This window comes from Collinsella sp. BG-O-102, assembly GCF_023656745.1.
Lineage (GTDB): Bacteria > Actinomycetota > Coriobacteriia > Coriobacteriales > Coriobacteriaceae > Collinsella.
The window spans coordinates 100,667-125,662 of the sequence record NZ_JAMOKO010000005.1 but is presented as its reverse complement, the minus strand read 5'-3'; the positions used below and the strand labels follow the sequence as shown (position 1 = coordinate 125,662).

Sequence of the window (24,996 nt, the reverse complement as noted above, 5' to 3'; positions counted from 1 at the left end):
CGTTGCGCCGCGCCCGTCGCTAATGGGTTTAGGAACATCGATGACAGAAGGAGAAATCGATGAGTAAGAAAGAATGCATCGCGATGCTCCTCGCAGGAGGACAGGGCAGCCGATTGGGGGCACTCACCCAAAAGATCGCTAAGCCGGCGGTTAGCTTTGGTGGCAAGTTCCGCATTATCGACTTTTCGCTGTCCAACTGCTCCAACTCGGGCATCGACACGGTGGGCGTTCTGACGCAGTATCGCCCCTACCTGCTGCATGCCTACGTGGGCTCCGGCGAGGCATGGGATCTGGACAGCCGCGACGGCGGTGTGTCGATCCTGCCGCCGTACGAGACGCAGACCGGCGGCGCCTGGTATGCGGGCACGGCCGACGCCATTACGCAGAACCTCGACTACATCAAGGCCAACGACCCCAAGTACGTCCTGATTCTTTCGGGCGATCACCTGTATCGCATGGACTACCGCAAGATGCTCAAGACGCACATTGAGAATAACGCCGACCTCACGGTGAGCGTTATGCCCGTGCCGTGGGAGGAGGCCAGCCGCTTTGGCATCCTGACCACCGACCCCGAGGACGGCCGCATCACCAAGTTCACCGAGAAGCCCGATAAGCCCGATTCGAACCTCGCGTCCATGGGCATCTACATCTTCTCGGCCGACGTGCTGATCGAGGCGCTCGAAGAGGACGCTCTGGACCAGCGCTCGAGCCACGACTTTGGCAAGGACATCATCCCCAAGCTGCTCGGCGAGGGCAAGCGCCTGTACAGCTACGAGTTCCACGGCTTTTGGAAGGACGTCGGCACCATCGCCAGCTTCCACGAGACCTCGATGGACCTGCTGGGCAACAACCCCGAGTTCGATCTGTTCGATAAGCACTTCCCCATCATGTCCAACATCACCACGCGTCCGCCGCACTACATTGGCCCGGACGGCCGCCTGGACGATTGCCTGGTCTCCAACGGCTGCAAGATCTACGGCACCGCTCGCCACTCGATCATTTCGACCGATGTCATCATCGAGGAGCGCGCCGTGGTCGAGGACTCCGTGCTGCTGCCGGGCGCGCACGTCAAGAGCGGTGCGCACATCTGCCGCGCTATTTTGGGCGAGAACTCCACGGTCGAAGAGGGCGTGAAGCTCGGCTCTGTCGATACCACCAAGGATACGGCCGTCGTTGGAAATGACGTCGTTATCGGGAAGGGGGAATGATCCGATGATCAATCGCAAGGCCATCGGTTATATCACCGCTAACTACTCTTCGACTTACGGCAGCGTGCTGCTCAAGGACCGTCCCATCGCGTCCGTTCCCTTTTTGGGCCGCTACCGCCTGATCGACTTCCCGCTGTCCAACATGATGAATGCCGGCATCAAGACCGTCGGCGTCGTCATGCCGGGAAACTACCGCTCGCTGATCGACCACGTGGGCTCGGGTAAGGACTGGGGCCTGGACCGCAAGAAGGGCGGCCTGTTCATGGTGCCCGGCAACGCGTATGGCACCACCAAGGGCGGCATGCGCTTCCTGCTGCGCGACATCATCTCCAACAAGACGCTGTTCCAGCGCTCGGACAAGCCCTATGTCGTGATGATGGGCACCAACATCATCTTTAACATGGACCTCAACACCATCATCGGCGCACACGAGAACTCCGGCGCTCAGATGACCGTGGTGTACTGCAAGGCCACGCGCAACGTCGATGACGAGACCAAACTCGAGATTAACGAGAACGGCCGCCTGACGGGCGTGAGCGCCGGCGTCGTGTACGGCGACAACGCCTCTATGGACTGCTGCATCGTCAACCGCGAGACGCTGCTCGAGATTATCGACCACTACCAGGCCGCCGACTATCTGGACCTGCTCGAGGCACTCCAGGGCGACTTTGGCAACATCGACGTGTGCAGCTACGAGTACAAGGGCGAGGTCGTGGGCGTGTTTAGCGAGAAGTCGCTGTACCGCCGCAGCATGGACCTGCTCGACCAGACCGTAGCCGACCAGCTCTTCGATCCCGAGCGCCCGATCCTGACCAAGGCCCACGACGTGCCGCCTTCGCGCTATGCGACGGGCAGCCACGCGTGCAACTCGATCATCTCGGCCGGCTGCATCATCAAGGGCACCGTGCGCAACTCGATCCTGTCGCGCGGCGTCGTGGTCGAGGAGGGCGCCTCGGTGACCAACTCGATCATCAACCAGAGCTGTGTCATCAAGAGCGGCGCACGCGTTGAGAACGCCATTCTGGACAAGAACAACGTGGTTCCCACCAACACCGAGCTTCGCGGAACGCCCGAGAACATCCTGGTGCTGGGCAAGGCTCCGTTAACTTCCGACACCACCATCGTACGTTAACGTTGGCACCGCAACATCGCTCGTAACAGGTAGAATAGCCGCCCGGTTAGCGCCAGGCGGCTATTCTCGAATTGCAACATGGGAGACAATATGGCAGATTCCAGCAAAAAGATGCAGATCGTGTTTGCCTCGGCCGAGTGCGCACCGTTTGTTAAGACCGGTGGCCTGGGCGACGTGGCGGGCTCGCTGCCTGCGGCGCTTGTGCGCGCCGGCGCCGAGGTTATCGTAATGGTGCCCAAGTACGCCACCATCAAGGACGAGTACAAGGCGCAGATGGAGCACTTTGCCGACTTTTACGTGAGCCTGGGCTGGCGCAACGAGTACTGCGGGCTGGAGAAGCTCGAGCACGACGGCGTCACCTATATGTTCGTGGACAACGAGCGCTACTTTGCGCGCGACTATCCGTACGGCTTCTTTGACGACGGCGAGCGTTTTGCGTTCTTCTCCAAGGCCATCACCGAGAGCCTGCAGCACCTGCCGGCCGATTTTGAGTGCGACATCCTGCACTGCAATGACTGGCAAACGGCACTGGCACCCGTGTTCTTGCGCGAGTTCTACCAGGGCCTGCCGCTGTACGACCGCGTCAAGACTGTGTTCTCGATCCACAACGTGGCGTTCCAGGGCCAGTTTAGCGACACCGTGATGGAGGACATCCTGGGTGTAGCGCATATTCCGGCGGCCGCCACGCAGTTGCGCTGCGACGCCTGCAGCATCAACTACATGCTGGGCGCGCTGCACTATGCCGATGCCATCACCACGGTGAGCCCCACCTATGCCAACGAGATCCAGACGCCCGAGTTTGGCGAGGGTCTGGACGGTGTGCTGCGCGAGCGCTCCTACGCGCTGCAGGGCATCCTCAACGGCATTGACGTGGCGGCCTTTGACCCGGCAACCGACAAGCGCATTGCCGCCAACTACACGGTTGACGACCGTTCCGGCAAGGCCGCGTGCAAGGCCAAGCTGCAGGAGGAACTGGGGCTCGAGGTGCGCGACGACCGCCCGCTTATGGTGATGGTCACGCGCCTGACGCGCCAGAAGGGCATGGACCTGGTCATGTACGCGCTCGACCGCATCCTGTCCGGCGGCGTTCAGGTGGCCGTGCTGGGCACCGGCGACCGCGACTACGAGGACGGTCTGCGCTACTTCCAGGACAAGTACCCCGGCACCATGGCCGCGCGCATCGAGTTCGATCCTGCGCTGTCGCAGCGCATGTACGCCGCCGCCGATATGTTCCTGATGCCTTCGAAGTTTGAGCCCTGCGGCCTGTCGCAGATCATCGCCATGCGCTACGGCACCCTGCCCATCGTGCGCGAGACCGGTGGCCTGAAGGACACCGTGATCCCGTATAACGAGTTTACCGGCGAGGGCACGGGCTTCTCGTTTACCAACTTTAACGGCGACGAGATGGGCGATGCGGTATTCCGCGCGGCGCGTCTGTTCTGGGATAACCGCGACGCATGGAACCAGCTGGTCACGCAGGCCATGAGCCAGGACTTTAGCTGGACGCGCTCGGCCGATAAGTATCTGGACCTGTACTTCTTTATGCACCCGGAGATTGAGAGGCCGGCGGCGGTTGTCGACGAGCCAGAGGCTGTTGCTGAGCCGGTGGCCGCTGAGGAGCCCAAGGCCGAGGAGAAGCCGGATGAAGCTGAGCCCGCAAAGGCCGAGCCTGAGGTGAAGGCTGAGGTTGCTCCTGAGCCCGAGCCTGCTGCGAAGCCTGCGGCAAAGAAGACCACGACTCGCAAGACGACAGCTAAGAAGGCTACTGCGACCAAGGCGGCGGCAACCAAAACCACCGCTACCAAGACAACGACCACGCGCAAGCGCACGACCGCCGCTGCCAAGAAAGCCGCCGAAGCCGAGGCTGCTCCCGAGGTAAAGGCCAAGGTCGCTGAGGCCAAACCGGCCGCCAAGGCTCCGGCAAAGACTGCTGCCAAGAAGACGACCACGACCGCCAAGAAGACAACGGCAGCCAAGAAGACCACGGCTACGAAGTCGACGACCACCAAGGCAGCCACGACCAAGGCAGCCGCAAAGCCAGCCGCCAAAGTCGAGGAGACGCCTGCCGAGTCCAAGGCGGAGGCAACCGTCGAGGCCAAGTCCGCTGCCAAGGCCACCACGCGAAAGCGCACGACGACGGTCAAGAAGACCACGACAAAGGCCGCAACTCCCAAGGCAGAGACTAAGCCTGCTGCTGCCAAAGAGGAGCCCAAGGCCGAGGTAAAGGCTGCCCCGAAGGACGAGGCCAAGCCCGAGCCCGCCAAGGAGACTCCGGTCTCCCCCGCCGCTCCGGCAGAGAAAAAGGCTCCGACCAAGAAGACGTCCGTCCGCAAGGCAACGGCCACCCGCAAGCGCCGCTAGCCCACAGACGATTCAAAACCTCATCAAACCCTAAGTAAGGGGCGCTCCAACCGGGCGCCCCTTCTCTGTAGGTAGTTGGTAAAACGATTTTCTAGGACAACCGTTCGCCGATGGTAAACGGATGTTGTTTATACAGCCTGTGTACAACAGATATACTTACATCCTGTGCGTAAAGCCCATGGCCAGCAGGCCATGATTCTATTGAACTGGACCGTACTATGAGATTGATACACAACAGCCGTCTGCCGCAGTTTCGCACTCCGTTTGGCGCTGTGACCACAGGAACTACCCTTTCGCTCTCCGTGATTCTGGAGGATGCCGATCCCGTGCAGGCGACGCTTACGCTCCGGACCTGGGTCGATGAGATCGGTGAGTCTCGGTATCCAATGACGCACGAGGGCGACGGCATATTTACCGTAGAGCTTGAGTGCACCGAGCCCTGTCTTATTTGGTACAGCTTTATCTGCAATATCGAGGGCCAGCCCGTGGTCCGCCTGGGTGCGCCACAAGGCCGCACCGGTGGCGAGGGCGTAACCTACAACTACGCCGAGGTCCCGTCGTTCCAGATTACCGTTTACAAGCACCGCGAAGTTCGACCCGAGTGGTACGAGCGCGGCATGGTCTACCAGATCTTCCCCGATCGCTACGCCCGCGACGAGCACTGGCGCGAGCGCACGCTGACCGAAGTCGAAAAGCCGCGCAACGGAATCCAGCGCCGCATGGTCGAGGACTGGAACGAGCCGCCCGTATACGAGCGCGCCGAGGACGGCTCCATCAAGACCTGGGACTTCTACGGCGGCTCGCTCAAGGGCATCCAGGAAGACCTGCCCCGCATCGCTGAGCTGGGCTTTACAGCCATCTACCTCAACCCCATTTTTGAAGCCGCGAGCAACCACCGCTACGACACCGCAGATTACACCAAGATCGATCCGATTCTGGGCACCGAGCAGGACTTTACCGAGCTGTGCGAGGCGGCCGAGAAGCTGGGCATTTCCATCATTCTGGACGGTGTGTTCAACCACACGGGCGACGATTCGATCTACTTCAACCGCTACGGCAACTACCCCGGCGTGGGCGCGTGGCAGAGCGAGGATTCGCCGTGGCGCGATGCGTTTTATTTCCACGAGGACGGCTCGTACGACTGCTGGTGGGGCGTGGGCAATATGCCCGCCATCAATGAGAGCTCCGAACTGGTACGCGAGCGGCTCCTGGGCAAGGACGGCGTCATTCGTAAATGGCTGCGCGCCGGCGCTCACGGCTGGCGCCTGGATGTGGCCGACGAGCTTTCGGACGATTTCCTGACCGAGATCAAAAAGGCCGTACTTGCCGAAAAGCCCGACGCGCTGCTGCTCGGCGAGGTCTGGGAAGACGCCTCCAACAAGATCAGCTACGGCCATCTGCGTCGCTACCTGCAGGGCTCCGAGCTGGACTCTGCTATGGATTACCCCTTCCGCGACATGGTCATCGGCTTTTTGATGGGCTACAAAAACGCCTACCAAGCTGCCGAGGATATCGAGACCCTGCGCGAGAACTACCCGCGCGAGGCATTATCCTGCGCGCTCAATCTGCTGTCGAGCCACGACCGCCCGCGCATTATCTCGGTGCTCGGCGGTGGCCCCGACGAGTCGCAGCTGCCCGAGAGTGAGCGCAGCAAATGGCGCCTGGACGAGAACTCCATGGGCCTGGCCAAGAGCCGCTTTTGGCTGGCGACGCTCATGCAGATGACGTTCCCGGGCGTTCCCTCAATCTATTACGGTGACGAGTACGGCTTGGAGGGACTCACCGATCCGGGTAATCGCCGCACCATGCCGACCAAGGAAGACCTGCACGACTTCGATACGTTCGCGATCGTCAAGAACGCATCTGCTGTGCGCCGCGCGCTGCCGTTTATGATCGACGGTGAAATCAAGGCTTTCGCGCTCAATGACGAGGTGCTGGCCTACAACCGTACCGGTAAAGACGGCGAGTCCGCGACCGTCATCATCAACCGCAGCCTGCGCAATTCGCATCGCGTGACGATTCCGGCGCTCGGCGAATGTGCGAGTGACGTGATCAGCGGTCACGAGTGTGAGATTCATAACGGTACGGTCACGCTCGATCTGTATCCGCTGGGCTCGTCGATCATCTATCACCACGCCGAGCAGCGCCTGCAGGAGCCGCTCGATCACGGTGCGGGTGTTGTGTGCCATATCACATCGGTGCCGACCGACGACGGCAAGCCCGGTACGATCGGCGCACCCACGCGTCGCTTTATCGACCATCTGGCCGCCATGGGCATGCGCTACTGGCAGGTTCTTCCCGTCAACCCCACGGACTTCTTCCGCTCCCCTTATGCCGGTCCTTCGGCCTTTGCAGGCAATATCGACCTGCTACCCGAGAGCCACGAAGAGCTGGCAGCCGACTTTGAGACCTGGAAGGCCCGCGGCGGCGAGGATGCCGATCCGCTGTACACCGCGTTTAAACATCGCAATGCCGATTGGCTCGAGAAATACTGCGTCTACATGGCCGTTAAAAAGTACTTTGAGGGCGAGTCGCGCCATGATTGGCCGGCAGATGTCGCGCGCTACAACGAACATCTGATCGACGACAAGCGCTTCCACAACGAGGCCGAGCTTCAGGCGTACATGCAGTACCGCTTTGACCTCGCTTGGTGCGAGCTCATGAACTATGCGCACAAGAAGGGCATCGAGGTTATCGGGGATATTCCTATGTACGTGTCCGACGATTCGGCAGACGCGTGGAGCGAACCCGAGAACTTCTGGCTGTCCGATACCGGCAAGGCGATTGAGATTTCCGGTGCGCCGCCCGACAACTTTGCGCCCGAGGGCCAGGTGTGGGGCAACCCAACGTTCCGCTGGGACCACATGAAGCAGAACGGCTATAGCTGGTGGATGGATCGCCTGCGTCGTGCGTTTTCGCTCTACGACCGCGTGCGCCTGGATCACTTCCTGGGCTTCCACAGCTATTTCAGCATTCCCGCGGGTAAGGCATGCGCCGACGGGCGTTGGCTGGCAGGCCCGGGCAAGGACCTGTTCCAGACCGCCTACGACGAGCTGGGTCCGCTCAACTTTATCGCTGAGGACTTGGGCTATCTGACGCCCGGTGTTCGCGCCATGGCATCGACCTGCGGTTTCCCCGGCATGGACGTGCTGGAGTTTAGCGACTACGACGTTCGTTGCGGAATTCATCCCACACCGGGCAAGATCCTGTATACCTCGACGCACGACACCTCGACGCTTGCCGGATGGTGCACACACTCCTTTGCAGGCGGCGACGAGCCGAGCGGCATTGAACTGGCAAGCGAGCTCATGGGCAACGCCCTGGCCAGCGATGCTCCGCTCGTGATGATGCCGCTGCAGGACGTGCTAGGACTGGGCGACGATGCACGTATGAACGTGCCGGGCGTGGCCACGGGCAACTGGACCTGGCAGGCTGAGGAGGCCGACGTTGCGGCAGCTGAGGAGAAAACTGCGAAGCTCCTGCGCAGCACCCATAGATTCTGGGGCGAAGCGTGATAAAACCCCCGATATAGGGTACAGTTACAGACGTTTGAATTTTTGCGGGCAGAGCGATCTGCCCGCTTTGTGCTGAAAAGGAAGTATTATGGCGCGCTACGATTACAAGTGCACGAGCTGCGGCAACGTGTTTGAGGTTGAGCACCCCATGTCCGAGACGCCCGAGGTCGTATGCCCCAACTGCGGCGCCCCGGCGGCCAAGACGTTCTCGGCCAGCGGCATTAAGTTCGACGGCAGCGGTTTCTACAACACCGACCAACGCACTGGCGGCTCCAGCACCAGCGCCACCAGCGGCTGCTGCGCCAACTGCCCGCATAGCCACTAGAAACCAAACAGCCCCGCGATCGACACCGATCGCGGGGCTGATTCTTTAGCTACCCAGGCATCTTTATGAGTTGCGGTGAAATAAGGACTGTTTGGCAGGCAGAAGCGGCTTTTCAATCCCTATTTCACCGCAACTTAGTAGTTACTTGCGGACCAGTCTGGCGCAGAAGTGGCCGTCGTAGGAGTCGGCGTTTACCGGCACGCTTTGGAAAAGTCCTCGGTCGTTCTGGCGTACGGAAACGAGCTTCTTGGCCTGATCGAACTCGGGGAGTTGCAGAATCTGCGCCTCGGAGAGCGGTGCGACGCTAAAGTCGACGCCCTCGGGAGAGGCCAGGAAGGCATCCACGACCTGCGTGTTCTCTTCATCAAAAACCGAGCAGGTGGCATAGATGAGCTCTCCGCCGGCGGCCACGCGCGCAGAAGCCTCCTTAAGCATCGTCAGCTGAAGCTTGGGTAACTCGGCCGTCACATCATTCTCGGTCAGGCGCCACGGGATCTCGGGATGACGACGCATGGTTCCGGTGCCCGAGCACGGCGCATCGATAAACACGGTATCGAACTTGACCCGCTCACCGCGCATGGCATCAAACGATGTGAGTACCTCATCAAGCTCGCATGCATCGCCCGAAACCGTGCGAACGCCCTGAATACCCGCCTTATGCAGGCGAGCAAGATTCAGGTCACACTTGCGATCATGCAAATCGAGCGCCGTATGCTGACGCTCATACCCCGCACGCTTGGCCTGACACATCATCACATAGGTCTTGGTGCCACGACCGGCACCAATCTCAAGACAGCTACCAGGGCGCGTGGCAGCTGTGGCGATAAGCTGCGCGTTAAGGTCCGAGGCCACCGCGGCAGCACGCTCAAACACACCCGAAGCAACGGTAACTTGGGCATCAACCGGGGCATGGCAGCCCGGGAAGACAGGCGCGACGAGCTGCGAGATATACGGATCGGGCTTGGTCGCAAAGGCGTTCTCATGCAGGGCCAGTGGCGCGGGGGCCAGATTGCCGGCAAAGTTAAGCGCACCCTCTGGAGTGTCGAACGATGCCATAATGCGAGCGCACAGCCAACGCGGCAGTCCCATCAGGCGCGACAGACGAACCAGGCGTCGCTCAGACTCATCTACATCGGACGCCGTGGCAAAGTCCTCAACGTTGTCCGCGACCTTATGCAGCACGGCATTGGCCAAACCGGCGGCAGACTTAGCTCCGCTGCGCACCAGCTCAACGCCCTGACTCACCGCAACGCGACCAGGCGTATGCAGATAGAGCATCTCGAAGGCCGAGATACGAAGCGCCATGCGAACACGCGGCGCAACCTTTTTAGGCTTATCGAGAAACTGATCGAGCAGTTCGTCCAAAATACCCTGCGTCGCGGCCACACCAAGCGCCAAGCGAGCTGCAAAAGCGGAATCGCGCTGGTCAATAGCCTTGGCCGATGCGCGAGAGGACAGCACGTCGCGCGCATACATGCCGCGGCGATCGGCCTCCATCAGCACATCGAGAGCAAGCTTGCGCGCGGGAGACAGCTTGCTCATGACAAAACACCCCAGATAAGATCGGCACCTTGCAGCCCAGCAGCCCAAGCAGAAGCGGCCATGGCACGCTTGCCATCGGGCTTAACCTCGAGCAGTTCAACCGCACCATCGGAAAGGCCAAGGAAAACACGCTTATTCTTAACGTCAACGCCGCCCTTGCCAAGCGAAACATCGGCCAGCGCAGCATCGAGCACGCGCACGGTCTTGCCGGCAATCACGCAACGAGCAGGCGCGGTATCGGACGAAGCGAGCACATGACGCACGCAATCGAGCGCAGCCATCTGCGGATCCAGACGCATCTCCAGCTTGGAAATCTTGGCAGCATGAGTGACGAGCGACTCATCCTGCTCAGTCCACACGGCGGTGCCATCGGCAAGAGAAGGAAGCGTATCGGCAAGCAGTTTGCCGCCAAGCTCACCAAGCTCCATGGTCAGCGCCTCAGCATGCTTACCGGCAACCGACGTGGAGGCCTGGGCACAATAAGCACCAGTATCCACGCCATGCCCGATGCGCATGATAGAAACGCCAGCGACCTCATCACCAGCGAGAATCGCACGCTGAATAGGAGCAGCCCCACGCCAACGAGGCAGCAAGGACGCATGAACATTCACAATACCGAGCGGTGCCATATGCAGCACCTCATCGGGCAAAATGCAGCCATAAGCAGCCACGCAGAAAATATCGGCCTGAGCAGCCTGAAGCGCCTCAACAACATCAGGCGTCATACGATTAGCCTCAACAACCGGCAGACCAAGCTCAAGCGCCTTGGCCTTAACAGGAGACGGCTCCAACTTTTTACCACGTCCGCGAACAGCATCGGGACGAGTAACAACAAGCGCAATCTCATTCCCAGCCTCGACGAGCGAAGTCAACGAAGGCACAGCAAAATCAGGCGTACCCATAAACACAATACGCATAAAGAACGTCTCCCCTCAACCAAAGCCGAGACGGCTACAAATAACAGCGGAAAGCCAAGTCACCAGCCCATCCGCAATAACATTTCAACAAGAACAAATATACCCAAAACCAAAGAAAGAGCCGCAATAAAAGCAGCTCTTCCAACAAAGCAATTATCAGCGAAGACGCCCCTCCCTGGCCCAACGGCACCCGGGCGAGACAAGCAGCGTCAACGTAGTCCCCGGGGCGCCCGCCTATATCGTCCCGCGCGCAGTTTCGCAGCGCAGCGAGAATGTTTGAGCACGGGATGATATAGGCGGGCGCCCCGGGGACGGACAAACCTACTCCGTCTCGCCCGGTCGAGCGCCGCGGGCCAGGGCGTCCTGGTACTCCTTGACGGCCTTGATCCTCTGCATAGGCTTCAATCGCTCGAACATGGTGTTGCCGTGCAGGTGATCGATCTCGTGCTGCAGGCACACGCAGAACAGGTCGCCCGAAGCCTCATAGCGAATCAGGTTGGCGTCCAAGTCGTACGCCTCGACGACGACATGGTCAGGACGCTCAATCTCGCAGCTAATGCCAGGAATGGAAAGGCAGCCCTCGCTAAAGGGCACAAGATGGTCACTCTGCTCAACAATGACAGGGTTGATGAGCACGTAGGGGTCGTAGTCGTTCTTGTCGCTGTAGTCGCAGTCGATGGTGACGAGCTGAATGAGCTCGCCGATCTGCGGGGCAGCCAGGCCGCAACCGCCGTTCTCGAACATCATCTTCTTCATCTTCTCGGCAAGCGCCTCGATCGCCGGGGTGATCTCCTCGATGACGGCGCACTCCTGGCGCAGACGAGGGTCGGGCGACAGTACGATTCCGTTGGCTTCCATGGCCATCCTTTCGGGTTGTTACATCAAATCATAGGCGTCGACGTCAACGCTCACGCTCACGCCGTGCACAGAGCCCACCTCTTTGAGACAGGCGTCGATATCATCAGAGACATGGTACCCCACAGGCGACTTCACAAGCAGATGGAAGCGGTAGCGGTCCTTGGCTCTCTCGATTACACACGAAGCCGGGCCCAGCACCTGCGGCACGGCACTCCCCGCCCGCAAAAAGTCGGGCGCGGCGGCATGCCAGCAGCGCTTGAGGAGTTTCGCGATGCGACCGATGTAGTCTTGCGCTTCGTCTCGGTTCGCCGACCACACCAAGATGTTGACCAGGCGAACAAACGGCGGGTACACCGCGTCGCGGCGCTGATCCAGGTCGTAGTCGGTAAAGATCGAACGGTCATGCTCAGCGACGGCGCGAATGACCGGGTCCTCGGGCAGGTAGGTCTGGATGATCACCTCACCGGGGCGATCGCCGCGGCCGGCGCGGCCCGCAACCTGCTCCAGCAAGTCGTATGCGCGCTCTCCTGCGCGGAAGTCCGGCAGCTTGAGGGCGAAATCGGCATTGACCACGCCCACGAGCGTGACCTCGGGAAAGTCGAGGCCCTTGGCGATCATCTGGGTGCCCAGCAGCACCGCACAATCGGCGGCATCGAACTGCTCGAGCAGCTTTTTGTGCGCATCCTTGCCGCGCGTGGAATCGGCATCCATGCGAATAATGGCGACGTCCTCGGGAAGCATCTGGTGCAGCGCGTCCTCGATCTGTTGAGTGCCCAGACCCATTTTTGCCAGGTAGCGACTGCCGCACTTGGGACAGCGGCTTGTGGGCGCCGGATAGGGCTGCACGCGCCAAGTCGAACCGCATGTGTGACACTGCAGCGTGTGCGTGCGCTCGTGATACGTAAGCGCGGTGGAGCAGTGGTTGCAGGTGGGGACGCAGCCGCACTCGCGGCACATCAGGAATGGCGCAAAGCCACGGCGGTTGTGCAACAGCACGGCTTTTTCGCGGCGCTCGACCACACGCTCCAAGCCCTCCATCAAGGGTTTTGAGAACATGGAGCGGCTGCCGTGAGAAAACTCACGGCGCAGGTCTGCGATTCGAACCGTAGGCAGCACAGCGAGTCCCGGGCGCTCGGGCATCTCGACGCGCGTCCAGGTGGCACCGTTATACGTGCCACGGCGGCAGCGGTCGAGGGCCTCGGCCGAGGGCGTGGCGGAGCCCAACACGAGTGGGCAACGATAACGCCGCGCCATCTCGGCCGCCACCTCGCGCGCGTGGTAGCGCGGGCTGGAGCCCTGCTTGTAGCTGGTCTCGTGCTCCTCGTCGATGATGATGAGGCCCAAGTCGCTGAGCGGGCAAAAGAGCGCCGAGCGGGCGCCGACGACCACGCGGGCCGCACCGCTGGCGACCATATCCCACTGGTCCAGGCGCTCGCCGGCCGAGAGGCGCGAATGGAACACGGCGACCGTCTCGCCAAAACGCGAGCGGAAGCGGCCGACGGTCTGGGCCGTCAGCGAGATCTCGGGCACGAGCACGCAGGCCGAACGGCCGGCCGCCAGCACGCGCTCAATCGCCGAAAGGTAAACCTCGGTTTTGCCGGAGCCGGTGACGCCGTCGACCAGCACCACGTCTCCATGAGCGTCCAGACGGGCGCGCTCAATCTGCGCGAGTGCCTGCTGCTGGCCGTTGGTAAGTGCGACCGGCGTCTTGCCGCTTGCCGAGGACAGCGTGGTCTGCTCGCTGCAGCCACGCCACGCACGGCGCTCCTCCACCACGACGACGCCGCGTTTTTCGAGCGCCTTAATGGTCGCCGACATGCTGTTGTAAAGCAGGTTGAGGTCGCGCGTCGTGACCGGGCCGCACTGGAGCGCCTCGATGAGCTGACGCTGGCGGACCGCGGTCTTGGGCGGCGTATAGTCGAAGCCCTCGGGCGTAAGCATGACCCAGCGGTTTTGGATAGGCTTGACGGCGGGGCGCTCGACAGTCCACACGCCGTCGTCGCCCTTGACCACGCGCGGGCTTCCGCCCGGTGGCAAGAACAGGCGCAGGCACTCGGAAAGCGTCGCGACATACTCGTAACTCATCCAGCGTGCGATACGGGCAGCCTCTGCGGTAAAGAGCGGTTTGCTGAGGATAGCCTCGATGGCTTTAATGCGCGCGGGGTCGAGGGCGTCGTTACCTTGCAGGTCGGCCAGCTCGGGCGCGATGTTGACGATGTAGCCCGCGGCCGCACGGTTGCCAAAATGAACTAGGACGGTGGAGCCGATCTGGACATCGTTGGCGAGTGACTGCGGAACGCCATAAGCAAACGGCTCGGACAGCGCACGCGTCGGGATGTCGAGGACCACGCTCGCATAGGCGGCGATGGGCTCAGGTGCAGGCTTAGGCCGAGCCGAGGCAGCGGCAGGCACTGGCTTCACCGGAACCTCCTCCGGTTCCGGCGAACCAAACAGCGACAGTTGCTCGGCCACGGCTCCAGCACCTCCTATCCCATTCGTCTACAGAAACAAGAGCCCCGCTCGAGGTGAACGGGGCTCGGATACATACGTTTGCGCAGCGATTACAGCGCCATCGTGCGGGCGCGGTCGATGCGCGCCAGGCAGTCGTCGCGGCCGACGAGCGCCATGGTCTCGCCCAGCGGAGGGCTCACCATGTTGCCGCAGACGGCGACACGCACAGCCTGGAACACCACGCGCTTCTTGAGGTCCAGCTGCTCGGGCAGAGGCTCAAGGGCGGCGTCAACGTTGGCGGCGGTCCACTCGGACACACCCTCGAGTGCGGCCTTGGCGGCGTCCAGAATGGCACCCATGCCCTCCTTGGCCAGGCCCTTGTTGACGGACTTCTCGTCATACTCAAGCGTCTCGGCCGTAGCGAAGATGGGGGCGGCGACGGTAACGGCGTCGGCCGGCATCTTGGTGCGAGGCTTGACGATGGCAGCGAGTGCGTCGATCCAGTCCTCACCGTACTCAACATTGCCCTCTATGAGACCAGCCTCGTGCAGCTCGGGGACCATGATCTCGTCGGCAAACTGGGCGTCGGACATACCGTTGATGTACTCAGCGTTAACCCAATCGAGCTTTTTGGGGTCGAAGGTCGCCGGGTTCTTGGAGATGCGGTCGAGCGAGAACTTGCTGGCCAGGACATCACGCGGGATGATCGTGGTCTCGCCGTCGAGTGACCAGCCCAGCAGAGCCAGATAGTTGACGAAGGCGTCGGACAGGTAGCCGGCGTCGCGGTACTCCTCCACCGAGGTGGCGCCGTGGCGCTTGGAGAGCTTCTTGCCGTCGGCACCCAAGATCATGGAGATGTGGGCGAACGTAGGCACGGGCGCGCCGAGGGCCTCGTAGACCATGACCTGACGCGGGGTGTTGGACAGGTGGTCGTCGCCGCGGATGACGTGGGTGATCTTCATCATGGCGTCGTCGACGACGGTCGCGAAGTTGTACGTGGGCGTGCCATCGGAGCGGAAGATGACAAAGTCGTCGAGCTCCTTGGCGTCGAAGGTCACCTCGCCGTGAACGGCGTCGTGGATGACGACATCGCCGCGGTCCTCGGGCACCTTGATGCGCAGGACGTAGGACTCCCCGGCCTCGATGCGGCGGCGGGCCTCCTCGGGATCAAGATCGCGGCAACGGCGCTGATAGCCCTGGAAGGGGTCCTTGCGCTCCTGCGCGGCCTTGCGGTCGGCGTCGAGCTGCTCCTTGGTGCAGAAGCAGGGATAGGCCTTGCCCTCGTCCCAAAGCTTCTGGGCGGCCTGCTTGTACAGGTCCAGGCGCTCGGTCTGGGCGTAGGGGCCAAAGTCGCCGCCCACCTCGGGACCCTCGTCCCAGTCCAGGCCAAGCCAACGCATGGCGCGCAGAATGATCTGCGTGTTCTCGTCGGTGGAGCGGGTGGGGTCGGTGTCGTCGATGCGCAGGATGAACGTGCCGCCGTTTGAGCGGGCGAAAGCCCAGTTATAGATAGCGGTGCGGGCGCCGCCGATGTGCAGCTTGCCCGTCGGTGAGGGTGCAAAGCGGACGCGAACGTCTGATGCCATGGATATCTCCTCGATTGCAGGATGGATGTCTAACTGCACCAGTATAAAGCAACAATGCGACCTCCGCACAAAGGGCACCGACCCACTCATTGGGGACAGACATAAATGACCAGTCTTTGGAAACGTTCTTAGTTTAAGGCTGGTCATTTAAGTCTGTCCCCAATGAGTAGGTGCGGAAAGGGTGTGAATGTTTGATTTACGCGTTATGATGTGCCCTTGCATAGAGAGCCCGGCGGAATGGTAACGGTCGCGGGACACGTTTTTGAAAGGACAATCATGTCAGAAGAACTTCGTTCCATCCCACCCCAACACGGGTCCTTTGTTTTTACGTCGGAGTCGGTGACCGAAGGTCATCCCGATAAGATCGCTGACCAGATCAGCGATGCCGTCCTCGACGCAATCCTCGCCAAAGAAATAGAGCTGCAGGAGCAGGGCTACATCGCCCCCAACGGCGTGCCCGCCAACGTGGAGAACGTCCGCTGCGCCTGCGAGACCCTCGTGACCACCGGCACCGTTATCGTCGCCGGCGAGATTCGCACCCAGGCCTACGTCGACGTTCAGGAAATCGCCCGCGGCGTTATCCGCCGCATTGGCTACAACCGTGCCAAATTCGGTTTTGACTGCGATACCTGCGGCGTTATGAGCCTCATCCATGAGCAGTCACCCGATATCGCTCAGGGCGTTGACGAGTCCTTCGAGACCCAGACCGGCGCTACCACCGACCCGATCGACCTGATCGGTGCCGGCGACCAGGGCATGATGTTCGGTTACGCCTCCAACGAGACCAAGACCCTCATGCCCATGCCTCACTACCTGGCAAGCCGCCTGGCCGAGCGCCTGGCTGCCGTGCGTCACGACGGTACCCTCGCCTATCTGCGTCCCGATGGCAAGACCCAGGTCACCGTGCGCTACGAGGACGGCAAGCCCGTCGAGGTCACGACCATCGTCATCTCCACGCAGCACGCCGCCGAGATCGAGGACATGGGCAAGATCAAGGCCGACCTAATCGAGCACGTCATCACCCCGGTCATGGCCGCCGAGAACATGCCGTGGGACAACGCCGACATCTACGTGAACCCCACCGGTCGCTTTGTCGTGGGCGGACCTATGGGTGACACGGGACTGACTGGCCGTAAGATCATCGTCGACACCTACGGCGGCTATGGCCGTCACGGTGGCGGTGCCTTTAGCGGCAAGGACTGCACCAAGGTCGACCGCTCCGCCGCGTATGCCGCGCGCTGGGTAGCCAAGAACGTGGTCGCCGCCGGTCTGGCCGACCGCTGCGAAGTCGAGCTTGCCTACGCCATCGGCGTTTCCAAGCCCCTCTCAATCATGGTCGACACCTTCGGCACCGCACATGTTGCCGAGGACAAGATCGTCGAGGCGGTAGAGAAGACCTTCGACCTGCGCCCGGGCGCAATCATCCGCGACCTAGACCTGCGTCGCCCCATCTACGAAAAGACGGCAGCCTACGGTCACTTCGGCCGCGAAGACGCCGACTTCACCTGGGAAAAAACCGACCGAGTCGAAGAACTCAAAGCAGCCTGCGGCCTGTAAGCTAACGGCAAAAGCTACAGCCAAGAAACAACGCACCAAAAGAAGTACCGGCTCCAACCGGTACTTCTTTTTTATTTAAAGGTGGTGAAGATGAGCCGACCTGGGACATGGAATAGGTCATAGGCCGATAAATTTCGCAGCAGAGCGACTCCAACCATGTATCCTAAGTTCCGAGGGCTTTGGTATCTGGTCGGTCGCGAGTTCCGCACGAGCCGGAGAGCACTTAATGTGCTCTCCGTGCGAGCAGGACTGCCCGAGCAGGCGACCAAATACCAAAGCCCTCGGAACGGCGGGACAGAGTATGCCCCGCCCCTCGGGACGACGGGATAGAACAGGAGCGCATATGGCAGGCAAGCCGCAAACACTAGCTACGACCTCGGCATTCGAGATCTTGGGCCCCGTCATGGTCGGCCCCAGCTCATCACACACCGCCGGCGCCCTGCGCTGCGCCCAAGTTGCCGCCAGCCTGTTAGAAGGCCGCATCGCCAAAGTCACCTTTGGCCTATGGAACTCCTTCGCCCACACCTACCGCGGCCACGGCACCGACCGTGCGCTCGTCGCGGGCATCCTGGGCCTCGACACCGATGACGAGAACATCAAGCAGGCCTTCGACCTCGCTCGCGAGCAGGGCCTCGAATATCACTTTGACATCAAGGGCGACGACGCCTCCATCCACCCCAACACCGTCGACATCGATATGGTCGACGACACGGGCGCCACGGCGCAGGTCCGCGGCGAGAGCCTGGGCGGCGGCAAGATGCGCATCAGCCGCATTAACGGCGTCGGCGTCGACATCTCGGGCATGTATTCCACGCTCTTCGTGGCGCACAAGGACGTTCCCGGCGTGCTCGCCGCGCTCACGAACCTGCTCGCCTACGCCCACGTGAACATCGCCTTCTGCCGCACCTACCGAACCGAAGTGGGCGGCCAGGCCTACTCCGTCTTTGAGACCGACGGTGCGCCCGACGACACCGTCGTCCCCATGTTACGCAAGCTCGACAATGTCGATTACGCGACCTTTATCGAGCTCCCCGGTTCTGCCTCGTCGCTCTCCCCCGGCGTCTCGGCCAAGGAGATCTTCGACGACGGCGAGCAGCTGCTCGATGCGTGCGAGGAACTGGGGCTCAGCATCGGCGCCGTCATGGCCGTGCGTGAGGCGCGCCTGACCGGCGAAGCCCACGCCGTCGACGCCATGCGTCGCGTGCTCGACGTCATGCGGGAGGAGACCACGGCCCCCATCGCCAATCCGCAGCGATCGCTCGGCGGGCTTATCGGCGGCGAGGCTAAACTCGTCGATGCCACCGGCCGTAACGATTTGAGCACGAGCCTGATGGGCACCGTTCAAACCGACGCCGTGGCCCGCGCGATGGCCGTGCTCGAGCGCTCCGCCACGATGGGAGTGATCGTCGCCGCCCCCACGGCAGGCTCCGCGGGTGTCGTGCCCGGCTGCGTGCTGGCGCTCGCCGATCACCTTCAGCTCGACGACGAGCAGGTCATGGACGCGCTCTACTGCGCAGCCGCCATCGGCCTCAACCTCACCACGAGCGCCTGCGTCGCCGGCGCCGAGGGCGGATGCCAGGCCGAGGTGGGAAGCGCCGCTGCCATGGCAGCCGCCGCGCTGGTGCAGATGCTCGGCGGCACGCCCGAGCAGGCGCTCGACGCCAGTTCCATCGCGCTGAGTAACCTGCTGGGCCTCGTTTGTGACCCCGTCGGTGGCCTCGTGGAAGTGCCCTGCCAAAACCGCAACGCCATCGGCGTGGCAGCGGCCTTTAGTTCGGCACAACTCGCCCTCGCAGGAATTAAGAGCCTGGTTCCGTTTGACCAGATGGCACATGTCATGCTCTCAGTGGGCCACGCGTTGCCGGCCACGCTGCGCGAGACGGCAAAGGGCGGCATCGCGCAGGCTCCGGCCGCACTTTCAGCCTGTGCAAAATGCGGTGTGTGCGGATAACGGCTAAGAACAACTCAAAGGTGGGACAAATGTCCCACCTCTTTTGAATGCCACCGTTTCCGTACCACAAACAGCAGGGCAATCGCTATAATGCAAGCCCAGTAAAAACACGATGAGCCGCAAGGCGAAATTCGAAGGATATGCATACGATGTCGCAAAACGATCGAACTCAACTGATTCCCGATCCGCAGCAGCCGAGCAAGCACACCGGCGGCGTTCAGTCGCCGCGTCCTATCGCGCCGAGCCACGGTCAGCAGCGTAGTGCAGCAAACGCTTCCCAACGCCCGAACCAACAGCGACAGCAGCGTCAACAACGTCATCAGCGCCAGGCAAACGGCAATGCGCCCAAGCAGCCCCCCACGCACGCTCGAGGCGATCGCGGTCCCGCACGCAAGTCCGCTGGCAACAATAAGTCGGGCAAAAAGACGACGCTCTTTGTCGTCCTGGGTCTCATCGTCATTGTCTATATCGTAGGCATCGTTGCGTTTTCGCAGCTAGCCTACCCCAACACCACCATCGCCGGCGTCGACGTCTCATTCTCCAACGCTTCGTCTGCCGCCACCAAGGTCAACTCGGCATGGAAGCACTATAAGCTCACCGTGACAGGCGATGACTTTAGCTGGTCCTATCAGCCCGAGTCCGATGAACCCATTGTCGACGGCGAAGCTGCCTCAAAAGAGATCATCAGCCACAACGAGGCCTTTGTATGGCCGGTCCGCCTTGTGGAATCCTTAAGCGGCAAGACCAAAACAACTGCTACCTCCAACGAAGTCGATCTTGATCAAGACGTCGACCTGTCCATGCTTTCCGACGCCTTCAACCAAAAACAGTTTGAGGAGGATCTGGGCAGCGCCATCGACGAGTTCAACGAGGGCCGTTCTGGAACGTTCGAGGCCAATAGCTCCTATGACGAGCAGGCCGGCAAGTTTACCGTCGAGAAGGCGCGCTCCAACGAAAAACTCAACCGCGAGCATGTCATTAAGTATGCCGAGCTCGAGCTTGCCTCGCTGGCCGAGTCCGTAGATCTTTCCAAGCTCGGCAACGATGCCTATGAGCCGCTCAATGGAACGCTGACCGATGATCAGATTCAGGCCGCATGCGATGCCGCCAACAACTTTCTGGGCGTCAACGTGACCCTCAAGCTCAACGGCGAGGATGCCGGCAAGGTTGATGGCAGCTCCGTATTGCAGTGGATCAGCTTTGCCGATCCCGCCAACCCAACGCTCGATACGTCGCAGATCAGCAACTGGGCAGCCGAACTCGCCAACGGCTTTAATACCGTGGGCTCCACTCGCTGGTGGACGCGCGCCGATGGCAAGCAGTGCGCCGTCGAAGGCGGCGACTTTGGTTGGTCCATCGACAGCAGCTCGCTCGCCAAGCAGGTCGAGGACGCCATTAACAACAAGCAGACCGGCGAGATCGAGATCAAGTACTCCAAGAAGGCCGACACCTTTACCGCAAAGGGAGAGCCCGACTGGAAGGCGTATATCGACGTCGACCTGTCCGAGCAGCACGCGCGCTACTATGACGAGAGCGGTAATATCGTGTGGGAGGCCAACTTTATTTCCGGCAAACCGGGCGAAGACGCCACCCCCGAGGGTGTGTGGCAAATCAACAGCAACGACGGCGGCAGCACCCTGATCGGAGCCAAGGACCCCGAGACCGGTAAACCCAAATATGAGAGCCCGGTGAGCTACTGGATGCCGTTTGAGGGCAACATGATCGGCTTCCACGACGCCACCTGGCAAAACGACAAGAGCTTCGATAACGCCGAGTCGTACAAGTGGTGCGGCAGCCACGGTTGCATCAACCTGCGCCTGGCCGACGCCAAGGCACTGCACGATTGCATCAAAGTCGGCCTGTGCGTGGTTGTCCACTCGTAGTGCAACGCGCGCATTCCTACAACGTGGAACCGCTGCGACCAATCTAACAGTTCCGAAAGAAACCGTCCTATGCGCCCGCCCCAACCGGTGGGCGCATATAATTATCGAGGTTCTTTCTATAAAGGAGACGCTATGCCGAATGTCCCCACGATCACCCCGGGCCCAGATGATACCGAGCGCACGCCCGAAGGTGCCACCGAAACGTTTCCTCTGATTACAAACGTACATGCCGACAAGCAGAGCGGACGCGCGAACGATACGGCCGAGATTTCCGATGAAGAGGCATATGCCAAGCTCAAGGCAAAGCGTGCCGAACGCCGACGCAAAAAGCTGATTCGTCGCGGTATTGCCGCCGGCGTCGTGGGTGCCGTCGCGCTCATTGCCATTGTTGCAACCCTTGTTATCAATGTGCAGCCACAGGGCGCTAGCGGTCCTGTGACCGACATAGTGACCGAGGGCACGTTTACCACAACGGTCGAGGCGAAAGGCCAGCTCAAACCCATTTCGTCCTCAGTGGTCTCCCCTTCTGTCGACGGCACGGTCGATTCTATCAACGTGCAGGCAGGCCAATCCGTCAACGAGGGCGACGTGCTTATGACCATTAAAAACGACGAGCTCGATCGCAACGTTGCCGAGGCGCAGCGTGCAGTTGCTGCCGCTCAAGAAGACCTCGCCAACGCGCAGAAAGCCGCAGCTGCTGCGCAGGCCACCCCAACGACGGACGTCGAGGGAGCTTCCGCAGCGGCTGGCGTCTCCGCCGCATCAGTGGACACGAACGCCGTATCGGCCGCGCAGCGCAGCCTCGCATCAGCCCAGGCAAACCTCGACCAGGCGAACGCCAAGGCCTCCAGTCGCACGGTCACGGCCCCGAGCTCGGGTAGCATCGTGGAGCTCAATGCCAAAGTGGGCGCCACGGTTACAGGCGGCATGATCATGGGCGAAAGCGATACGAGCGGCGGCAAGCAGTGCATGCAGATCGCCGACCTATCTAAGATGAAGGTGACCGTGCAGGTGGGCGAAAAGGACATCGCCAAGATCGCCGTTGGGCAGAGCGCCAACGTCACGTATCCCGCGTTTCCCGATATCGTGAGCCAGGGCACCGTCACGGCTATCGCGTCGGTGGCAAACTCCGACGCCGCCAACGGTGGCGGCGGCAGCGTGACCTTTAACGTCGACATTCTCATCGAGGCGCCCGACGCGCGCCTGAAGCCGGGCATGACGGCCGAGGTCTCGGTGGTGACCGAGCAGCTCGACGACGTGGTGATGGTGCCGACGATGGCGCTCATGACCGAAGACGGCGAACACTATTACGTCAACGTCGCAACCGATGACGAGGGCAAGCAAACCCATCGCGTGAAGGTGACCGTCGTGACGCAAAACGACAACGAAGCCGTAGTCGGCAAGACACAGGTTAAGCGCGACGACCAGGGCAACGAGATCAACCCCAACGTGCCGGTTACCAAGCTGCGCGATGGCGACACGCTCGTCATGGACACCGGAGCGGACGCAACGGCTGACGGCGGCTACAGCGCGGATTCGGGCAGTATGTCTGCCGACGAGGGCATGTAATGCGTCCCGTTATCGACATCCGCAACGTGCACCGCATCTTTGTGAGCGAGGCAGGTTGCGCCCACATCCTGCACAACGTGAGCCTGGCGGTAAATCCCGGTGAGTTCGTGGCCATTACCGGCCCCTCGGGCTCGGGCAAGTCGACGCTCATGAACATCCTCGGCTGCTTGGATAAGCCGACGGCGGGCGACTACTACCTGCAAGGGCTCAACGTGGCCGAGCTCGATGATGACGAGCTGACCGAAGTCCGCGCCCTGAGCATTGGCTTTGTCTTTCAGAGCTTCAACCTGCTGCCGCGCCTGTCGGTTATCGAAAACGTCATGCTGCCGCTGGCCTACACCAATGTGCCCCGTAGCCAGCGCGAAATGCGCGCCGTGCACGCGCTGCAGGCCGTCACGCTACCGGTCGACCACTGGGACCACCGCATATCCGAGCTCTCGGGCGGCCAGATGCAGCGCGTCGCAATCGCGCGCGCCCTCGTCAATGACCCGCCCATCATTCTGGCCGACGAGCCGACGGGAAACCTGGACTCCGCCACTGGAGCGCTTGTGATGGAGACCTTCCATAAGCTCCAGAAGCGCGGCAAAACCATCGTGCTTATCACACACGACCCCAGCATCGCCGCCGAGGCCGACCGTGCCATGACCATCCGCGACGGTCGCATTCACGACGGCGCGTATATTCCACATGCACCGCGGACCCTGCGCAGCGCCGTAGATAGCCTGCCCATGATTTCCGCCTCCACCAACCCGCCGAAAGGAGTGGTGGCATGAGCGCCCGCGATCTCATCCAGGAAGCCCTTCACTCGCTCGAAGCCAACAAGGGGCGCAGCCTGCTCACCATCCTGGGCATTGTCATCGGCATCGCCTCGGTTATCGCCATGACTTCGCTCATCGGCGGTATCCAAAACAGCCTGGTCAACAGTCTGGGCCTCAATGCGGCACGCATGGTGCAAATCTATTCGTCGCAAGAACTCACCGAGTCGGACATCGAGAAGCTTCAAAAACTGGTGCCGCAGATAGAGCAGATCGGCATTGTCGACAGCGCGTATACCGAGTATAAGACCGGCGATAAAAGCTATACCGTCATGGCACAGGGTGTCGATAGCGACATGCTCGACGCCGTGGGGGCCAGCAAGCTCGTTGCGGGGCGCACCTATTCCCAGGCCGAGTCCCAATCAGGCTCGCGCGTGGCGCTCATCAGCCGCAACGGCGCCGATCAGCTTTACGGCAACGAACAGGATGCGCTGGGGAAAACCATCAAGGTGTCCAACGGCGAGGTGCAGATTGTAGGCGTGATTGATGGCGGCAGCGACTCCATGGGCTCGCTCACGCTGTATATGCCACGCGAAACTATCTCCGGACTGTTTGGCGACGAGAATCCTTCATTCCCCAGCGTGACGGCACTTGCCGCCGAGGGCACGGACATGGATGAGCTTTGCAAGACCATCGAGTCCAAGGCGCGCGCGATGAAGGGCATCGAGGAGGAGGACGAGTACGACAGTGTATCGGCAACCTCCATGAAAAGCGCTATCGATGCACTCAACTCCTTTATGGGCGCATTCTCGCTCATCATGGGTGCTGTCGCCAGCATCTCGCTGCTTGTCGGCGGTATCGGCATTATGAATATGATGCTTACCAACGTAACGGAGCGCATTCGCGAGATCGGCATCCGCCGCGCTCTGGGCGCCAGTCGTCGTGATATCACCGCGCAGTTTTTGGCCGAGTCCTCGGCGCTGTGCGTCACCGGCGGACTGTTGGGTGTCCTGATTGGCTATCTGCTGGCATGGGGACTCACGTTCTTTGCCGCAAGCTCGGGCATCATGAGCGAGTTTGGAGCTACCGGGACGATCACGCCAAGCTTCTCCATTACGACAGTGTTGATCGCGTTTGCCGTATCGGTCGGCATCGGTGTAATCTTTGGCTTCTACCCCGCTCGCCGCGCAGCAAAGCTCGACCCGGTGGAGTGCCTACGCTACCAGTAAGCCACCACCAACAAGTTGCGGTGAATTAGGGACTGAATATGCTATCTAACAGCAAAAACAGACACTATTTCACCGCAACTGATTGAAGGGCTGCTTGCGCCAGTTCCGGGCGTCGTCCTCGAGCTATTGGCGGATGACAGTCTTGTACGGTTCGAGC

16 protein-coding genes are annotated in these 24,996 nt (G+C 61.3%); 11 read left to right on the top strand and 5 right to left on the bottom strand.

Annotated features, from left to right (window positions below; translation table 11 throughout):
• Positions 1-59 precede the first annotated feature (59 nt).
• The 5 genes from NBH09_RS04065 to NBH09_RS04045 all read left to right on the top strand — a co-directional run bounded on the left by NBH09_RS04065 (position 60) and on the right by NBH09_RS04045 (position 8,541).
• Positions 60-1,208 carry a glucose-1-phosphate adenylyltransferase gene (locus NBH09_RS04065; protein WP_118080613.1) on the top strand — a complete coding sequence of 383 codons (1,149 nt, stop codon included), beginning with the start codon at positions 60-62 and terminating at the stop codon, positions 1,206-1,208.
• Positions 1,209-1,212: 4 nt separating this feature from the next.
• Positions 1,213-2,340, top strand: coding sequence for a glucose-1-phosphate adenylyltransferase subunit GlgD (gene glgD, locus NBH09_RS04060; protein ID WP_250787137.1), 1,128 nt, complete (start codon positions 1,213-1,215; stop codon positions 2,338-2,340).
• 90 nt (positions 2,341-2,430) lie between these two features.
• On the top strand, positions 2,431-4,701 hold the full coding sequence (gene glgA, locus NBH09_RS04055) for a glycogen synthase GlgA (RefSeq protein WP_250787136.1): 2,271 nt from the start codon (positions 2,431-2,433) through the stop codon (positions 4,699-4,701).
• 218 nt (positions 4,702-4,919) lie between these two features.
• A complete protein-coding gene (locus NBH09_RS04050; protein ID WP_250787135.1) occupies positions 4,920-8,216 on the top strand; it encodes a 4-alpha-glucanotransferase in 3,297 nt (1,098 codons plus the stop codon).
• An 88-nt stretch (positions 8,217-8,304) separates the two neighbouring features.
• Positions 8,305-8,541 carry an FmdB family zinc ribbon protein gene (locus NBH09_RS04045; RefSeq protein ID WP_250787134.1) on the top strand — a complete coding sequence of 79 codons (237 nt, stop codon included), beginning with the start codon at positions 8,305-8,307 and terminating at the stop codon, positions 8,539-8,541.
• Between the two features lie 141 nt (positions 8,542-8,682).
• On the opposite strand, the gene NBH09_RS04040 is transcribed toward NBH09_RS04045, so the two are convergent.
• The 5 genes from NBH09_RS04040 to gltX form a co-directional block, all read right to left on the bottom strand.
• On the bottom strand, positions 8,683-10,083 hold the full coding sequence (locus NBH09_RS04040; RefSeq protein WP_250787133.1) for an RsmB/NOP family class I SAM-dependent RNA methyltransferase: 1,401 nt from the start codon (positions 10,081-10,083) through the stop codon (positions 8,683-8,685).
• On the bottom strand, positions 10,080-11,000 hold the full coding sequence (fmt, locus tag NBH09_RS04035; protein ID WP_250787132.1) for a methionyl-tRNA formyltransferase: 921 nt from the start codon (positions 10,998-11,000) through the stop codon (positions 10,080-10,082). The genes NBH09_RS04040 and fmt overlap by 4 nt, the downstream gene beginning before the upstream one ends.
• Before the next feature lie 321 nt (positions 11,001-11,321).
• Positions 11,322-11,858, bottom strand: coding sequence for a peptide deformylase (gene def, locus NBH09_RS04030; RefSeq protein WP_035138252.1), 537 nt, complete (start codon positions 11,856-11,858; stop codon positions 11,322-11,324).
• 18 nt (positions 11,859-11,876) lie between these two features.
• Complete coding sequence (priA, locus tag NBH09_RS04025) at positions 11,877-14,330, bottom strand: replication restart helicase PriA (protein ID WP_502799835.1); 2,454 nt, start codon at positions 14,328-14,330, stop codon at positions 11,877-11,879.
• Positions 14,331-14,419: 89 nt separating this feature from the next.
• Positions 14,420-15,895, bottom strand: a complete 1,476-nt coding sequence (gene gltX / locus NBH09_RS04020) for a glutamate--tRNA ligase (RefSeq protein ID WP_250787131.1) — start codon at positions 15,893-15,895, stop codon at positions 14,420-14,422.
• 276 nt (positions 15,896-16,171) lie between these two features.
• Here gltX and metK point away from each other — a divergent pair, with 276 nt between their 5' ends.
• The 6 genes from metK to NBH09_RS03990 all read left to right on the top strand — a co-directional run bounded on the left by metK (position 16,172) and on the right by NBH09_RS03990 (position 24,839).
• Positions 16,172-17,452, top strand: a complete 1,281-nt coding sequence (gene metK, locus NBH09_RS04015; protein ID WP_195192830.1) for a methionine adenosyltransferase — start codon at positions 16,172-16,174, stop codon at positions 17,450-17,452.
• Between the two features lie 343 nt (positions 17,453-17,795).
• Positions 17,796-19,403 (top strand): L-serine ammonia-lyase, iron-sulfur-dependent, subunit alpha, encoded by a 1,608-nt coding sequence (gene sdaAA, locus NBH09_RS04010; protein WP_250787130.1) that lies wholly within the window; start codon positions 17,796-17,798, stop codon positions 19,401-19,403.
• Positions 19,404-19,552: 149 nt separating this feature from the next.
• The gene (locus NBH09_RS04005) at positions 19,553-21,286 is read left to right on the top strand and encodes a L,D-transpeptidase (RefSeq protein WP_250787129.1); all 1,734 of its coding nucleotides are present in this window, start codon (positions 19,553-19,555) and stop codon (positions 21,284-21,286) included.
• Between the two features lie 132 nt (positions 21,287-21,418).
• Positions 21,419-22,855: an efflux RND transporter periplasmic adaptor subunit gene (locus NBH09_RS04000; RefSeq protein WP_250787128.1), complete on the top strand. Its 1,437-nt coding sequence runs from the start codon at positions 21,419-21,421 to the stop codon at positions 22,853-22,855.
• On the top strand, positions 22,855-23,628 hold the full coding sequence (locus NBH09_RS03995) for an ABC transporter ATP-binding protein (RefSeq protein WP_250787127.1): 774 nt from the start codon (positions 22,855-22,857) through the stop codon (positions 23,626-23,628). Before NBH09_RS04000 ends, NBH09_RS03995 begins: the two co-directional genes overlap by 1 nt.
• Positions 23,625-24,839 (top strand): ABC transporter permease, encoded by a 1,215-nt coding sequence (locus tag NBH09_RS03990; RefSeq protein WP_250787126.1) that lies wholly within the window; start codon positions 23,625-23,627, stop codon positions 24,837-24,839. The genes NBH09_RS03995 and NBH09_RS03990 overlap by 4 nt, the downstream gene beginning before the upstream one ends.
• Positions 24,840-24,996: the final 157 nt, after the last annotated feature.